We start from the raw sequence: 13,878 nt of genomic DNA on the forward strand, positions 1-13,878 counted from the left end.
GACCACGCCCGCAGCACATGTCGCTCACACGTCGCCCTGCGTTTCCTTCAGATGCTTCAGGTGCTTGTAGACGGTCGCGCGCCCCATCCCGAGCACGTTCGCGACGTAGTTCGCGGCGCTCTTGCCGCGGAACGCGCCTTCCGCATAAAGCGCCTCGACGAGTTCGCGCCGGTGCTCGCGCGTGAGGCCGTTCAGGCCGACCTGCCGCTCGCGCAGCCAGCCGTGCAGGAACGTGTTGATGCGCTCCTGCCAGTCGTCGCGGAACAGCTCGTCCGGTTGCGCGACGATGCCCGCGCCCTTGATGAACACGTCGAGCGTCGCGCGGACGTCGTCGAACACCGCGATGTTGAAGTTGATGCACATCATCCCGGCCGGCCGGCCTTCGTCGTCGAACAGCACGTTGCTCACGCAACGCATCCGCCGGCCGTCCCAGTTCAGTTTCTCGTACGGGCCGATCACGCGCTCGCGCGCCGAATGATCGATTTCCTCGAGCGCCGAATCGTCGCCGACCTCGCGCTTCGACAGGTTGTTCGCGAGGTACAGCACGGTCTGGTCGTGCAGGTCGTGGATCACGACTTCCGCGTACGGGAAGAACAGCGCCGCGATGCCGTCGGCGATCGGTGCGTAGCGGGTGAGCAGCAGGTCTTTGACGGGGGATTGCTTCTTGCGCATCGGAATCGCCATCTCGGGTGAGCGGGGGCCGGGCGGTGCGTCGGCACGGCGCGCCGGCGTGCCGTCGACCGGCTCGCCCGTGCGCCCCCGCGCTGCCGCCGCGGCGGTTGCGCCATTGTATCGGCCCCGCGTGCGCGTGCCGCTCATGCGCGCGTCAGATGCATGTACAGCGCGTGTGCGATCGCGATGTCCTCGAGCCCGAGGCCGATCGAGCGGAAGAACGCGTGACGCGTGCGCGACGGCGCCGCGCAGGTGCCTGCGACGAGCGCGGGCAGGTCGCCGACGATCCGCTCCGGCGTCCAGCCGTGCCCGGCCGCCGCGATCTGCATCTCGCCCGCGCTCGCGGGCGTCGTGTGCCGGTAGTCGCAGTACACGTCCATGTCGGGCAACCATGCGGGCGGGATCTCGTGCGCGCGCGCGACGTTGGTGCTGATCGAGGTGACGAGCGCGGGGCGCGTGAGCATGCCGTCGGCGAGCACCGGCGTGCCCGACGACGTGCACAGCATCACGACGTCCGCGTCGCGCACGCACGCCTCGACGCTGGCGGCCGCACGGGCGCGCGGATCGATCCGCGCGAGCGTCGCCTGCAGCGCCGGGTCGCCGGCGAGCGCGGGCGAATGGACGCTGATCGATGCCCAGTCGCGCAATGCCGCCGTATGGCGCAGATGTGCGAGGCCCACCGCGCCCGCGCCGATCACGGCGAGCCGGCGCGCATCGCGCGGCGCGAGGCAGTCGACCGCGAGCGCCGTCGTGCCGGCCGTGCGCTCGACCGTCAGCAGCCCCGCGTCGCACCACATCAGCGGCTGGCCGGTACGCATCGACATCAGCGCGGTCCACGCCGTGACGATCGGTTTGCCGCCCGTCACGACGTACGGCGACAGTTTCGCGCCGAACACTTGCTCGTCGGCGAGCGCGCCGAGATACGTGATGAAATCGCCGGCCTGCTCGGGGAACAGCGTGAGGGTTTGCGGCGGCTGCACCGCGCGGGCCGATGCGAGCGACGCGAACATGCGGCGCAGCGTGCCGAGCACGTCGAGCGACGGCAGCGCCGCGCGCACCGCGGCTTCGTCGACGGTCAGCGGCAGGGTCGGGGCGGGTTGCGTCATGGAACTTCTCCGGTCGGGGCCGGACAGGACAGTCTCGAAAGCGGGCGTCCGGCGGTGTTCGTGATGGATTAAAAGTCTAATATAGACAAAAGAAGTCGGGTGAATTTTTCTTTTCAGGACAGGCCCGAGCCGCTGTCAGTCGAAAAAACATCGATGAATCAAAGGCATTTTGCGTAATCGACGGAATCTCGATGGGCAGCAGCGAGGCCGCGATTATCGTATCCCCTATAGTCTATAGTAGACTAAGAGTCTATATTTCACATGCGGACCGGCATGTTGCCGCCCGGCGGCCGGCATGCATCGCATGCCGATCCGGCGCCCGGCGACGGCGTCGCGCGAACGGTCTTCATCGCCTCAATTCGGAATCGAAGGACATCGTCATGAACTGGAAGCTTTCCCTCTGCGCCGTCGCGGCGCTTGCGTGCGCGGCCGTCACCGCCCACGCGGAACAGACCACGCTGCGCTTCGGGATCGAAGCCGCCTATCCGCCGTTCGAGAGCAAGACGCCGGCCGGCCAGTTGCAGGGTTTCGACGTCGACGTCGGCAATGCCGTCTGCGCGAAGCTGAACATGAAGTGCGTGTGGGTCGAGAATGCGTTCGACGGGCTGATCCCGGCGCTGCAGGCGCGCAAGTTCGACGCGATCAATTCGGCGATGAACATCACCGCGAAGCGCAAGCAGAGCATCGATTTCACGCCGGCGATCTACGTGGTGCCGATCGTGATGGTCGCGCACCGCGGCTCGCCGCTGCGGCCCGATGCCGCGAGCCTGCGCGGCAAGCACGTCGGCGTGCTGCAGGGCTCGTCGCAGGAGGATTTCCTGAAGGCGCACTGGGCCAATGCGGGCGTGGACGTCGTGTCGTATCAGGACCAGGACCAGATCTATGCCGATCTCGTCGCCGGTCGTCTCGACGCGGCCGTGCAGGAAGCGCAGACCGCGCAGGACGGTTTCCTCGACAAGCCGGCCGGCCGCGACTACCAGATCGTCGGCGAGCCGCTGAAGGATCCCGCGACGCTCGGCGAAGGCACCGGCTTCGGGTTGCGCAAGGGCGACAAGGCGCTGCAGGCGAAGATCGTCGGCGCGCTCGACGCGCTGAAGAAGGACGGCACGCTGAGCGCGCTGTCGCAGAAGTATTTCAAGCGCGACATCGTCGCGAAGTAAGCCAGGCCGCGCGCCGGCCGCGGTGCCGGCGCGCGTCGCACCGAATCTCGACGCAGTACGGGGAAGCATGGATTTCGACGTCATCGTTCTGGGGGCCGGCATCGTCGGCGTGTCGTCGGCGCTGCATCTGCAGGATCGCGGGCTGCGTGTCGCGCTCGTCGACCGGCGCGCGCCCGGCGAGGAAACGAGCCACGGCAATGCGGGGCTGATCGAGCGCTCGTCGGTCGTGCCGTACGCGTTCCCGCGCCGGCTCGGCACGCTGCTGCGCTACGCACGCAACCGCTCGGTCGATCTCTATTGGGACTACAAAGCATTGCCCGCGTATGCGGGCTGGCTTGCGCGTTTCTGGCGCGAATCGTCGCCGCAGCGGCTCGCGGCCGCCGCACGCGACATGCTGCCGCTCGTCGCGGCGAGCGTCGTCGAGCACGACGCGCTGCTCGCGCGCACCGACGCGCAGCCGCTCGTGCATGACGGCGGGTGGATCGAGGCGTTCCGTTCGCCCGCGCTGTTCGACGCGGAAACGCGCGCGCAGCAGCGGGTGGCCGACGCGCACGGGTTGCGGATGAGTGTGCTCGACGCGCGCGCGTTGCGCGAACGCGAGCCCGGCATCGGCGACGCGTTCTGCGGCGCATTCCACTGGCAGGACCCGAAGACGGTGTCGAGCCCCGGCGGCCTCACGAAGGCGTACGCGCGGCTGTTCGAGCTCGACGGCGGCACGTTCGTACGCGGCGACGCGACGACGCTCGCGCAGGTGCGCGACGGCTGGCAGGTCGATACCGAGCACGGGCCGATTGCGGCCCGTTCGGCCGTGGTTGCGCTCGGGCCGTGGTCCGATCACGTGTTCGCGCCGCTCGGCTACCGGATTCCGCTGCGCGCGAAGCGCGGCTATCACATGCATTACCGGCCGACCCGCGCGCCGCTGAACGTGCCCGTGTGCGATACCGAGGAGGGTTTCGTCGTCGCGCCGATGGAAGGCGGCCGCCTGCGGCTCACGACCGGCGTCGAGATCGCGTTGCGCGGCGCGCCGCCGACCGGCGTGCAGCTCGCACGTGCAGAGCCGCTGGCGCGCGACGCGTTCGGCATCGGCGAGCGGCTCGATCCGGCGCCGTGGCTCGGGATGCGGCCGTGCACGCCCGACATGCGGCCCGTGATCGGGCCTGCGCCGCGCCATCGTCATCTGTGGTTCGCGTTCGGCCACTGTCACCACGGGCTCACGCTCGGCCCCGCGACCGGGCGTCTGCTCGCTGAGATGATGACGGGCGCGCCGACCTTCATCGATCCCCATCCGTACCGGCCCGCGCGCTTCGACTGAACCCGTTGCGATACGACGGCCGCCGCGTGTGCGGCCGTCACAGTTTTTCATTCGGCTGTCCGTATTGAGTGAAGTCTTGCAGCCGGAAATGATCTGCGCAATTGACCGGAAAGAAATCGCGAAATAAGCAAAACAGAAAACACGCGATTTATTAATGAAATTTCATGAAGATGAAATGCGAAGCAGGCGGTCCGTCCGGGCCATCCGGCGACGTTTCGCAACGGACGTTCCGATGTGACCCGGGATGTACCGGAACACGTTACTTCCGGCCTCGCAAACGTTACGTTACATCCGCGCTCCCGACACATTTATCGTCAGATGATTGCGGCTGCGCGACCCGTTTATTTACCCGGAAATCCATATAAAACCGTTATTGGCTTGCAATAGGCCAACGAATCAATCCGTTTTATCCGGATGGCACACTTCGTGCAATCGATCCCCATGCTTTATCAACGTAGTGCCAACGAGATGGGGTAAGGATGAGACAAAACTTTAAATTGACGGGTGTGGCGCTGTCGGTCACGACGGTGTTCGGGGTACTGGTTTCCGGTTCGGCTGTCGCCGGGCCGCTCGATGCGCTGCCGATTCCGCAAGTCGTCGTGAATCCGCCGACCAACAGCGTATCGATCGGGCTGGCCGCGACCGGCACGTCGCCGCTGGGTTCGGTCACCGTTGCGACGGGTGGGGCCGGCGCGATTCAGACGTCGCTGGGCAATCCGGCGCAGGCGTTGTCGGGCGCGGTGAACGCGCTGCAGGGCGCGCTCGGCGGCGGTGGCGGCGCGGTGACGCCCCTCGCGCCGGTACAAGGCGTGGTGAACCAGGTGACGGGAGCGCTCGGTGGCGGCAACCCGGCCGGTGCGTTGAGCGGCGCGCTGAATACGGCGACGGGGACGTTGAGCAATGCGGTCGGCACGGTGACGGGCGGGCTGGGTAACGTCGGCGGCGGTGCGAATCCGCTGGCGCCGGTTCAAGGTGTCGTCAATCAAGTGACGGGGGCGCTCGGTGGTGGCAACCCGGCCGGCGCGCTGACCGGCGCCCTCGGCACGGTGACGGGTGCGCTCGGCAGCGTCGGCGGCGGCAACCCGGCCGGCGCACTGACCGGCGCCCTCGGCACGGTGACGGGTGCGCTCGGCAACGTCGGCGGCGGCAACCCGGCCGGCGCACTGACCGGTGCTCTCGGCACGGTGACGGGTGCACTCGGCAACGTCGGCGGCGGCAACCCGGCCGGCGCGCTGACCGGCGCCCTCGGCACGGTGACGGGTGCGCTCGGCAACGTCGGCGGTGGCAACCCGGCCGGCGCACTGACCGGCGCCCTCGGCACGGTGACGGGTGCACTCGGCAACGTTGGCGGCACGAACCCGCTGGCGCCGATCCAGAACGTCGTCGACCAGGTCACGGGCACGCTGGGCAGCGGCAATCCGGCTGGTGCGCTGAGCAACGCGGTCAATACGATCACGGGTACGCTCGGCAACATCGGTGGCGCGTCGAGCCCGTTGGCCCCGGTGCAAGGCGCCGTCACGCAACTCGCCGGCACGCTCGGCAATGGCAACCCGGCCAGCGCACTGACGGACGCTGTGAACTCGGTGACGGGCGCGCTCGGCAGCCTCGGCGGCACGAACCCGCTGGCGCCGGTACAAGGCGTCGTGAACCAGGTCGTCGGCACGCTATCGGGCGCCGGCGGCGGCAGCCCGATCGCGCCGATCACGAACCTCGTCAGCGGCCTGCAAAACGCGCTGCCGACGGGCGGCAACCCGGCCGGCGCACTGGGCAACGCGGTCAACTCGGTCACGGGCGCACTCGGCAACCTCGGCGGCACGAACCCGCTGGCGCCGCTACAGGGCGTCGTGAACCAGGTCGTCGGCACGCTCGGCGGCAGCAACCCGGCCGGCGCACTGGGCAACGCGGTCAGCTCGGTGACGGGCGCACTCGGCAACCTCGGCGGCACGAACCCGCTGGCCCCGGTACAGGGCGTCGTGAACCAGGTGGTCGGTACGCTCGGCGGCAGCAACCCGGCCGGCGCACTGAGCAACGCGGTCAGTTCGGTGACGGGCGCACTCGGCAGCCTCGGCGGCACGAACCCGCTGGCGCCGGTGCAGGGCGTCGTGAACCAGGTCGTCGGCACCCTGTCGGGCGCAGGCGGCAGCAGCCCGATCGCGCCGATCACGAACCTCGTCAGCGGCCTGACCGGCGGCAGCAACCCGGCCGCCGCGCTGACCGGTGCGCTCGGTTCGGTGACGGGTGCCCTGGCGAACGGTCCGGCGGCCCTCGGGCAGGCGGCCGGCGCGTTGTCGGGCGCGGCCGGTTCGACGGCTGCAGCGGGCGGCAGCCTGCTCGGCTCGGGCGCGAGCGCGGCGGGCAGCACGGCGGGGGCAGCCGGTTCGCTGCTGTCGACGGGCGGCAACGCGACGGCGACGGTCGTCAATGCGGCCGGCACGACGCTGGGCACGGCGCTGGGTTCCACGCCGAGCCTGTCGGTCACGCCGCACTCGGGCAACAACTCGGCGAACAATCCGCTCGCACCGGTGTCGACGCTGCTGCAGGCGGTGACGGGCGCATTGCCGAGGTAACCGGCCGGCGCGCGCGGCGACGGTTCATCGCCTGCCGCGCGCAACGGGTCGCACAACGCGGCATGACAGCAATGTCATGCCGCGTTTTTTTTGGGGGCTCCCGGTCTGTCTCATGGGAGGAATGGCACTGAATTGCGGGGCGGAATGGAATAACCGGCCGGATTCGTCCGTTTACTTACCGAGTCGCGGCGCAGCCGGACAGCGGGATAATGGTCATGACGTAGTCGACGTCCCGTCCGGCGCCGCCGTGCCGCGATGCCATGCCAAGGAGAACGGGAATGAAGACGATGCTGTTCGCCATCGCGCTGATGGCCGCGATCGTGCGGCCCGCGGCCGCCGAGCCGCCGCAGGCCGGTGACGGGAAACTGGTCGACGAAGATCACATGACGCTGTACGTGTTCGATCACGACGCGCCGGGCAAGAGCACGTGCACCGGCACCTGCGCGGCCAACTGGCCGCCTGCGCTCGCCGACGGATACGACAAGGCGTCGGGCGCACTGAGCCTCGTCACGCGCGACGACGGCAAGAAGCAATGGGCGTACCGCGGCCGTCCGCTGTACCGCTGGAAGATGGACCACAAGGCCGGTGACGCGGGCGGTGACGGCGTCGGCGGCATGTGGCACGTCGCGCGCCCATGAGAACGGACTGACGGGCTGACGGCGCGGCGACGCGCAAGGCATCCGGATGAGCTACGAATCGGACCTGCTGGTGTGGCTGCCGCATCTCACCCGTTATGCGCGCGCGCTGACGGGCGATCGGGCCTGGGCGGACGATCTCGTGCAGGACACGCTGGAACGCGCGCTGAACCGGCCGCCGCGTGACGGCGGCAACCTGCGCGCGTGGCTGCTGACGCTGCTGCGCCACCGCTTCATCGACCAGTTGCGCGCGCGGCGCGAGATCGCGGTCGACGATGCGACCGCGCCGTGGCAGACGATGGCCGCGCCGAACGACGAGATCGGCGGCCTGCTGCTGCGCGACGTGCAGCGCGCGCTGTACCGGCTGCCGGTCGAGCAGCGCGAGGTGCTGCTGCTGGTGGCGCTCGAGGAGCTGAGTTACCGCGACGCCGCACAGGTGCTCGGCGTGCCGGTGGGGACTGTGATGTCGCGGCTGTCACGGGCGCGTGAACAGATGCGTGCGCTGTTGTCCGGCGAGCCGCCGGCGCACGGCGCGGCCGCGTTACGGGTGATCGGGAAGACATGATGGACGACGACGATCCGCGCAAACCTTCGAACGATCGGGACGATGCCGTGTCGGCCCAGCTGCTGTCGGCGCTGCTCGACGGCGAGCTGTCCGGGCAGGAGCGCCGCGAGGTGCTCGAGCGGCTGCGGTCCGATTCGCGGGAGGCCGACCGGTTCGCGCATTACGGCGCGCAGCGCGATGCGTTGCACGCGCTGTTCCCGCTGCCGGCTGCCGCACCCGCGCTGTTCGTGCAGCGGCGCGCGCCGCGCTGGCGTGGCCTTGCCTATGCGTTCGCGGGGCTGGCGGCCGGGCTGGTGATCGGCATCGCGCTGCACGCGGGCTGGACGACGTTCGGCGCGGAGCCGGCATTCGCCGCACGCGCGGACGTCGCTTACGCCGTGTACGCGGCCGAGCGGGAGCATCCGGTCGAGGTCGACGCACGCGATCCGGCGCGTCTTGCCGCGTGGTTGTCCGCGCGTCTCGGGCGGCCCGTGCGCGCGCCGTCGCTCGACGAATACGGCTATGCATTGCTGGGCGGCCGGCTGCTGCCGGGCGACGCGGGGCCGGCGGCGCAACTCATGTACCAGCGCGCGGACGGCAAGCGCGTGACGCTCTACATGACGGCCTACGACGCGCGGCGTTTCGCGCCCCAGGCGATGTCGGCCGACGGCCGCCATACGTATTTCTGGTCGGATCGCGGCATGGGTTTTGCGCTCTCCGGGCGCGCCGACGAACGACGCCTGCGCGAACTCGCGATCGAGGCATGCGGCGCGCTCGGCGGGCCGACCGACGCGTGGAAGGGATGATGCACGCGGTATCGGCAGGGAGCCAATGATGAACGCGAAGGTGGCGATGGTGACGGTGGCGCTCGCGGCATGCGCCGGGCTCGCGCGGGCGGACGGCGATGCCCCGGTGCGCGTGCCGGTCGACGCCGACGGCGTGCAGCGGGTGGCGATCGTCGGCGGCAGCTATTTCTTTCGCCCGAACCACGTGATCGTCCGCGCGCACGTGCCGGTGGAGCTGACCGTATCGGCCGAACCGGGCGTCGTGCCGCACAGTTTCGCGATCGACGCGCCGCAGGCCGGCATCGCGGTGCGCACCGAACTCGGCACGACGCCGCGCACGTTGCGCTTCACGCCGACGACGCCCGGCCGCTTCGCCTACTATTGCACGCATCGGCTGCTGTTCTTGCGCAGTCATCGCGAGCGCGGAATGGAAGGCGTGCTCGACGTCGAGGCGGCGCCGTGATCGCCGCGTTGCTGGCCGCGAGCCTGATAGGAGCGAGCATGACAGCCGATCCCGTGACCGTCGCGCAGACGCATTTCGACCAGGTCCACTCGTACCGCGCGACGATCCGCTCGTCGGCGCGAAGCGGCGAGCACGCCGAATTCCACTATGCGTACCTGAAACCCGGTTTCGTCCGGATGGACTTCGTGTCGCCGCATCACGGCGCGGTGCTCGCGTACGATCCCGGCGACGGCAAGGTCCGGCTGCGCCCGTTCGGCGAGCATGCGCTGCCCGCGTTGACGCTGTCGCCGTCCAATCCGCTCCTGCGCAATCGCAGCGGCCATCGCGTCGACCGGTCGGACGTCGGCGTGCTGCTGCGCAACGTGCATGCGCTGCAGCAGGGCGGTGCGACGGTGACGGAGGGCCAGGAAACCGTCGGCGGCCGCACCACGCTGCGCGTGTCGGTGACGGGCGCGCCCGCGCACGTGGTCGACGGCGTGCATCGCTATCGTCTGTGGCTGGACACCGAGGACGGCTTTCCGCTGAAGGTGGTCAGCTTCGCGGACGACGACGGCGCGCCGCTCGAGACGGTCACGCTCGACGACGTCGAGATCGACGTCGCGTTTCCCGCCCGCTTTTTCTCCCCCTGATTCCTGATCCCGACGACTCATGCCGGAGGCAGCATGGCGGAATACCGGTTTTCGACGACGTGGCGCGTGGACGCGCCGCTCGCGGCGGTCTGGGACGCGATCTACCAGGTCGATCGCTGGCCCGACTGGTGGAAGAGCGCCGTGCGGACCGTCGAGATCGAACCCGGCGATGCGCGCGGCGTCGGCGCGCTGCAGCGCTACACGTGGAAAGGCGCGTTGCCGTACCGGCTGACCTTCGACATGCGCGTGCTGCGCGTCGAGCGGCTGCATGCGCTCGAAGGCCGCGCGAGCGGCGCGATCGAAGGCGACGGCTGCTGGTCGTTCGCCGGCGACGGCACGCGCACCGTCGTGCGCTACGACTGGCACATCCGCACGCGCGAGCGCTGGATGAACTGGCTGGAGCCGGTCGCGCGCCCGCTGTTCGCCTGGAATCACGATGTCGTGATGCGCGAAGGCGCAAAAGGGCTCGCGCGCCGGCTGGGCGCGACGGTCGAGACCGACGGCCGGACGTTCCAGCCGGTCGCCGGCTGTCCTGACATGTGACGATCTCGCGGTCTGTCCCGGCCTCGTTGGCGTCCGAGCGGCCCTTTTCATGCGATACCGGACGACCGCGGGAACTCGGTGCCTGCCCCGTGTCAAATTGGGGCGATGGTCGGGATATCCCGTATCCCCGTCCGCTCCCGGTGTGCGGGGTTGATGTGTATGTGATTGTTTTGAATGATCTTTTTTGATTAATCCCCGTTTTCTCGCCGTTCCGCCCCGCACGAAAAAACCTCCCGCTCCCCTTCTTGAATTTGTCAAAACCCGTCCATATAATTAGCACTCGCTGCACGAGAGTGCTAACAATTCTCTGCCGGGCGACCCGCCGGGCAGATTCCCTAAGCGTTCTTCAATCTCAGTCAAGAGAGGAGTGAATATGAACCTTCGTCCTTTGCACGATCGCGTGATCGTCAAGCGCCTGGATCAGGAAACCAAGACCGCCTCGGGCATCGTGATCCCCGAAGCTGCTGCTGAGAAGCCGGATCAAGGCGAGATCCTCGCGGTCGGCCCGGGCAAGCGCGACGACAAGGGCGCGGCGATCGCGCTCGACGTGAAGGTCGGCGATCGCGTGCTGTTCGGCAAGTACGCTGGTCAGACCGTCAAGGTCGACGGCCAGGAACTGCTGGTCATGCGCGAAGAAGACATCATGGCCGTGGTCAACGCGCAGTAAGCGTCCACCGACGGTACATATTCCCAAGAATTCAAGGAGTTAGAAGATGGCAGCTAAAGACGTCGTATTCGGCGATTCCGCCCGTTCGAAGATGGTCGAAGGCGTGAACATTCTCGCCAACGCAGTCAAGGTCACGCTGGGTCCGAAGGGCCGCAACGTCGTGCTCGAGCGCAGCTTCGGCGGCCCGACGGTCACCAAGGACGGTGTGTCGGTCGCGAAGGAAATCGAGCTGAAGGACAAGCTCCAGAACATGGGCGCGCAAATGGTCAAGGAAGTCGCTTCCAAGACCAGCGACAACGCAGGCGACGGCACGACGACGGCAACCGTCCTCGCGCAATCGATCGTTCGCGAAGGCATGAAGTACGTCGCATCGGGCATGAACCCGATGGACCTGAAGCGCGGCATCGACAAGGCAGTCGCAGCGGCTGTCGAAGAGCTGAAGAAGATCAGCAAGCCGTGCACGACGAACAAGGAAATCGCACAGGTCGGCTCGATCTCGGCGAACAGCGACACGTCGATCGGCGATCGCATCGCTGAAGCGATGGACAAGGTCGGCAAGGAAGGCGTGATCACCGTCGAAGACGGCAAGTCGCTGGCTGACGAACTCGACGTCGTCGAAGGCATGCAGTTCGACCGCGGCTACCTGTCGCCGTACTTCATCAACAACCCGGACAAGCAAGTCGCCGTCCTCGACAACCCGTTCGTGCTGCTGCACGACAAGAAGGTGTCGAACATCCGTGATCTGCTGCCGGTGCTCGAGCAAGTCGCGAAGGCTGGCCGTCCGCTGCTGATCATCGCTGAAGACGTCGAAGGCGAAGCGCTCGCAACGCTGGTCGTCAACAACATCCGCGGCATCCTGAAGACCGTTGCGGTCAAGGCGCCGGGCTTCGGCGATCGTCGCAAGGCGATGCTGGAAGACATCGCGATCCTGACCGGCGGTCAAGTCGTCGCGGAAGAAACCGGCCTGACGCTCGAGAAGGCAACGCTGGCAGAACTGGGCCAGGCGAAGCGCATCGAAGTGGGCAAGGAAAACACGACGATCATCGACGGCGCAGGCGAAGCCGTGAACATCGAAGCGCGCGTCAAGCAAGTTCGCACGCAAATCGAAGAAGCGACGTCGGACTACGACCGTGAAAAGCTGCAAGAGCGCGTGGCCAAGCTGGCCGGCGGCGTGGCAGTGATCAAGGTCGGTGCTGCGACCGAAGTCGAAATGAAGGAAAAGAAGGCACGTGTCGAAGACGCACTGCACGCAACGCGCGCAGCTGTGGAAGAAGGCATCGTGGCAGGCGGCGGCGTTGCGCTGATCCGCGCTCGCACCGCGATCGCAGGCCTGACCGGCGCGAACGCCGACCAGAACGCCGGCATCAAGATCGTGCTGCGCGCAATGGAAGAGCCGCTGCGCCAGATCGTCACGAACGGCGGCGAAGAAGCGAGCGTCGTGGTGGCGGCAGTGGCTGCAGGCACGGGCAACTACGGCTACAACGCAGCAACGGGCGAGTACGTCGACATGGTTGAAGCCGGCGTCGTCGACCCGACCAAGGTCACGCGCACCGCGCTGCAGAACGCAGCTTCGGTTGCAGGCCTGCTGCTGACGACGGACGCAGCTGTCGCAGAACTGCCGAAGGAAGACGCACCGATGCCGGGCGGCATGCCGGGCGGCATGGGCGGCATGGGCATGGACATGTAATCGACTTCGGTCGATGGTGTCCGGGGCGCGCAGCGATGCGCGTTCCAGCCAAAGAAAAAGACCCGCAGCGATGCGGGTCTTTTTTTATGTGCGCGCAAAAAGAGGCGGACATTCGGGGGCGGACCTGCCGCCCCCGCGCGAGGGTGAGCCGCGTGCAACGGCGGCGCAGGGCCGCCGTGCGGGTTCAATGCCGGGCGATCCGCGGGGAGGTTTTGCTGCTTTCCGTCACCGGGCGTCCGCCTTCCTCATCGTTGCTGCGGGCCCAGAAGAACCGGTCGGGCAGGTACGCGCCCATGCCGGGCCGGAACGCGTCGCGCACGGCCTGGTACAGGTATTCCTGCGCCTCGCGCACCGCTTCGGGCGGCTCCTGGCCATTCGCGAGCAGGGCCGCGATCGCCGCGCCGAGCGTATCGGTGATGCCCATCAACCGGTGCGGCGAGCGATCCCACATGTCTTCGCGAAGCTGGCCTTCCTCGCCGTACAGCGTGTTGACGAGCCGGTGCGAGCCCGTTTCCGACGACAGGATGTACTCGCAGCCCTGCGACAGCAGGTGCGACACGGCCGCGTCGAGATTCGGCGCCTCGGCATCGCCGTCCGGCTGCGCGAGCGCGATCAGCGTCGCGTGGTCGGCGACCAGCAGCGTCGTCTGCGGCGCGAGCAGGTCGGCGATCGATTCGCGCAGGTCGTCGGCGGCGAGCACGTGCTCGTCGTCGAGCGTGAAGTCCGGCGCGAGCACGAGCGGCACGCCGTCGTAGTCGGCGACCACTTCGGCGATCGCGCTCACGACTTCCGCGCGCGTCGCCGCGCCGATCTTGAACGCGGCGACCGGCATGTCCTCGAGCAGCATGCGCGCCTGGGCGGCGACGACATCGGGATCGAGACCGGTCACTTCGTCGCAGGCGGCCGAGTCGCGCACGGTATAGCCCGTCAGGACGGACACGCCGTGGCAGCCCATGCTCGCCAGTGTCATCAGATCGGCTTGGAGGCCGGAGCCGCCGGTGGGATCGGACAGGCCGAAGGTGAGGACGATCGGAGGGGCGTTGCTGGACATGTAAAAATGGGGCAAGAAAAAAACGGGGAAGCGACGGAACTGCGGACGGCGAGGCGA

At 68.1% G+C, this 13,878-nt stretch carries 14 protein-coding genes; 11 read left to right on the forward strand and 3 right to left on the reverse strand.

Features of this window, described 5'->3' with window-relative positions; all coding sequences use genetic code 11:
• Positions 1-24 precede the first annotated feature (24 nt).
• Positions 25-819: a transcriptional regulator gene (locus DIE02_RS11260; RefSeq protein WP_124529000.1), complete on the reverse strand. Its 795-nt coding sequence runs from the start codon at positions 817-819 to the stop codon at positions 25-27.
• Positions 816-1,778: an ornithine cyclodeaminase family protein gene (locus tag DIE02_RS11265; RefSeq protein WP_044844133.1), complete on the reverse strand. Its 963-nt coding sequence runs from the start codon at positions 1,776-1,778 to the stop codon at positions 816-818. The genes DIE02_RS11260 and DIE02_RS11265 overlap by 4 nt, the downstream gene beginning before the upstream one ends.
• Before the next feature lie 380 nt (positions 1,779-2,158).
• Between DIE02_RS11265 and DIE02_RS11270 the strand changes: the two genes are divergently transcribed.
• The 11 genes from DIE02_RS11270 to groL all read left to right on the forward strand — a co-directional run bounded on the left by DIE02_RS11270 (position 2,159) and on the right by groL (position 12,770).
• On the forward strand, positions 2,159-2,938 hold the full coding sequence (locus DIE02_RS11270; RefSeq protein ID WP_124522832.1) for an ABC transporter substrate-binding protein: 780 nt from the start codon (positions 2,159-2,161) through the stop codon (positions 2,936-2,938).
• 67 nt (positions 2,939-3,005) lie between these two features.
• Positions 3,006-4,250, forward strand: coding sequence for an FAD-binding oxidoreductase (locus DIE02_RS11275; RefSeq protein ID WP_124529001.1), 1,245 nt, complete (start codon positions 3,006-3,008; stop codon positions 4,248-4,250).
• 479 nt (positions 4,251-4,729) lie between these two features.
• A complete protein-coding gene (locus tag DIE02_RS11285) occupies positions 4,730-6,817 on the forward strand; it encodes a hypothetical protein (protein ID WP_124529003.1) in 2,088 nt (695 codons plus the stop codon).
• A gap of 278 nt (positions 6,818-7,095) precedes the next feature.
• Positions 7,096-7,455, forward strand: coding sequence for a hypothetical protein (locus DIE02_RS11290; RefSeq protein WP_124488735.1), 360 nt, complete (start codon positions 7,096-7,098; stop codon positions 7,453-7,455).
• Positions 7,456-7,501: 46 nt separating this feature from the next.
• Positions 7,502-8,017, forward strand: a complete 516-nt coding sequence (locus tag DIE02_RS11295) for a sigma-70 family RNA polymerase sigma factor (RefSeq protein ID WP_044846302.1) — start codon at positions 7,502-7,504, stop codon at positions 8,015-8,017.
• Positions 8,017-8,802, forward strand: a complete 786-nt coding sequence (locus DIE02_RS11300; RefSeq protein WP_409364363.1) for an anti-sigma factor family protein — start codon at positions 8,017-8,019, stop codon at positions 8,800-8,802. The genes DIE02_RS11295 and DIE02_RS11300 overlap by 1 nt, the downstream gene beginning before the upstream one ends.
• Before the next feature lie 28 nt (positions 8,803-8,830).
• Complete coding sequence (locus tag DIE02_RS11305) at positions 8,831-9,244, forward strand: quinol oxidase (RefSeq protein ID WP_124488738.1); 414 nt, start codon at positions 8,831-8,833, stop codon at positions 9,242-9,244.
• On the forward strand, positions 9,241-9,873 hold the full coding sequence (locus tag DIE02_RS11310) for a DUF1571 domain-containing protein (RefSeq protein ID WP_124522837.1): 633 nt from the start codon (positions 9,241-9,243) through the stop codon (positions 9,871-9,873). The genes DIE02_RS11305 and DIE02_RS11310 overlap by 4 nt, the downstream gene beginning before the upstream one ends.
• 33 nt (positions 9,874-9,906) lie before the next feature.
• Complete coding sequence (locus tag DIE02_RS11315; RefSeq protein ID WP_124488740.1) at positions 9,907-10,416, forward strand: SRPBCC family protein; 510 nt, start codon at positions 9,907-9,909, stop codon at positions 10,414-10,416.
• Positions 10,417-10,789: 373 nt separating this feature from the next.
• Positions 10,790-11,083: a co-chaperone GroES gene (groES, locus tag DIE02_RS11320; RefSeq protein WP_014897904.1), complete on the forward strand. Its 294-nt coding sequence runs from the start codon at positions 10,790-10,792 to the stop codon at positions 11,081-11,083.
• A 46-nt stretch (positions 11,084-11,129) separates the two neighbouring features.
• Entirely contained in the window at positions 11,130-12,770 is a 1,641-nt protein-coding gene (gene groL / locus DIE02_RS11325; RefSeq protein WP_044846298.1) for a chaperonin GroEL, read from the forward strand.
• A 184-nt stretch (positions 12,771-12,954) separates the two neighbouring features.
• On the opposite strand, the gene DIE02_RS11330 is transcribed toward groL, so the two are convergent.
• Complete coding sequence (locus DIE02_RS11330) at positions 12,955-13,821, reverse strand: hydroxymethylpyrimidine/phosphomethylpyrimidine kinase (RefSeq protein ID WP_044846297.1); 867 nt, start codon at positions 13,819-13,821, stop codon at positions 12,955-12,957.
• Positions 13,822-13,878: the final 57 nt, after the last annotated feature.

Source organism: Burkholderia sp. Bp8991, assembly GCF_003853795.1.
In the GTDB taxonomy this organism is placed as follows: Bacteria; Pseudomonadota; Gammaproteobacteria; order Burkholderiales; family Burkholderiaceae; genus Burkholderia.